General features: G+C 72.9%; 2 protein-coding genes. One reads left to right on the plus strand and one right to left on the minus strand.

What is annotated here, in order from left to right; translation table 11 throughout:
- The first annotated feature begins 92 nt into the window (after positions 1-92).
- Positions 93-842 (plus strand): esterase/lipase family protein, encoded by a 750-nt coding sequence (locus ACOV8S_RS10145; RefSeq protein ID WP_448317891.1) that lies wholly within the window; start codon positions 93-95, stop codon positions 840-842.
- A 76-nt stretch (positions 843-918) separates the two neighbouring features.
- On the opposite strand, the gene ACOV8S_RS10150 is transcribed toward ACOV8S_RS10145, so the two are convergent.
- Positions 919-1731: an ECF transporter S component gene (locus tag ACOV8S_RS10150; protein WP_448317892.1), complete on the minus strand. Its 813-nt coding sequence runs from the start codon at positions 1729-1731 to the stop codon at positions 919-921.
- Between the last annotated feature and the right edge of the window lie 15 nt (positions 1732-1746).

Consider the following 1746-nt stretch of genomic DNA (forward strand, 5'->3'; position numbering starts at 1 on the left):
GCCCAGGGTCGCGCCACCCGCCCGGAGGGCTGCCCCGTCCCGTGCGAGACCGGCCGTTTCGCCGATGCCGGGGGCGGACGGGCGGCGCGACCCTGGGCGGCGTCGGATTCCCCACCCCCGTTCGGAGGGCTCCATGCGCCGCCCCCTGGCGCCGTCTCCTCGGCGTCCTCGCCGCCTTCGCCATCGCCTTCACCGTCTCCGGTCCCGCCGCGGCCGCGGCCCCGCAGGCCTCGGCGGCCGAGGTCACCCCGCTGAGCACCAGCACGCCGGTGGTCTTCGTCCACGGCTACACCGGCAACGCGTCCAACTGGGTGACCGCCATGTCGGTGTTCCGCACCAAGGGCTGGTCCAGCGACAGGCTGTTCGCCTACGAGTACAACTCCTACGGCAACAACGTGAGCAACGCCCAGGGCCTCGCGTCGTTCGTCCAGAACGTCAAGTCGCGGACGGGCGCGAGCAAGGTCGCCATCGTCAACCACTCGATGGGCGGCCTGGTCAGCCAGTACTACCTGAAGGTCCTCGGCGGCAACGCCAACGTCAGCCACCTGGCCTCGATCGCCGGCGCCAACCACGGCACGACCTACGCCGGCGCCTGCCTGATCTACGTGACCTGCCAGCAGATGTACCCGGGCTCCTCGTTCATCTCCCAGATCTCCTCGGGCGACGAGACGCCGGGCAGCACCCAGTACGCCACCTGGTACTCGGCCTGCGACGGCATCATCCTTCCGTACACCAGCACCCGGCTGGACGGCGCCGACAACAACCCCGTGGCCTGCCAGACGCACATCGGGTTCCTCGCGGACACCTTCGTGCTCGGCGACATCGCGGACTTCGTCTCCTGACGCGGTCCCCGCCACGGAAAGGGCCCGGCTCCCGCGCCGCACGCGGGGGCCGGGCCCTGCCGTTCCCGTACTTCTCTCAGGGTTTCTCGAAGGTGACCGGCGCCTCGAACGCCGCCTGCCGCGTCGCCCGGCGCAGCGCCCGCAGGACGGCCGGTCCGACCGTCGTCGTCAGCACGGCGGTCAGCAGGGCGCGGCCGAGGTCCCAGCCCATCGACGTGGTGAGGCAGTAGGCCGCGAAATGGGCCAGGTTGACGGTGAGCGGGGCGCCGGGGACGGGCGCGACGGCCGGGGCGATCTGGCCCGTCATGAACGGCCAGCCCCAGAGGTTCATCAGCGTCCCGTAGGCGAACGCGGCGAGGAACCCGTAGGCGGTGAGCACCGCGATCTCCACGCGGCCGCCGAGCCTTCGGGGCAGCAGGCCCGCGCCGAGGGTGAACCAGCCCAGCGAGAGCATCTGGAACGGCAGCCAGGGACCCACCCCGCCGGTCAGCAGGGCCGAGGCGAAGAGGGTCACCGAGCCGAGGACGAAGCCGAAGCCGGGGCCGAGGACCCGGCCGGCCAGGACCATGAGGAAGAACGTCGGTTCGAGTCCGGCCGTGCCCGCTCCGATGGGCCGCAGCGCGGCGCCGGCCGCGGCGAGCACGCCCAGCATGGCGACGGCCTTGGCGCCGAGGCCGGACTCGGCGATGGTGGCCGTGGTGACGGCGACCAGGAGCATCAGCAGCCCGGCGAACAGCCAGGGGGCGTCCTGCTGGTGGGCGGCGGCCGAGGAGCCGGGCGGCGCCACCAGGGGCCACAGGAAACCGGCCAGGCCCACGCAGCTGACCAGCAGCAGGGTCAGCGCCGAGCGCCCGCCGAGGCGGACGGCGCGGGGACGCTCCTGGACCATCCCATGCTGGCCCTC

It is taken from the genome of Streptomyces sp. CO7, from assembly GCF_053474865.1.

Bases quoted from the DNA above. Each gene is read 5' to 3' on its own strand.
- ACOV8S_RS10150 (WP_448317892.1), bottom strand. From the start codon at position 1,731: ATGGTCCAGGAGCGTCCCCGCGCCGTCCGCCTCGGCGGGCGCTCGGCG.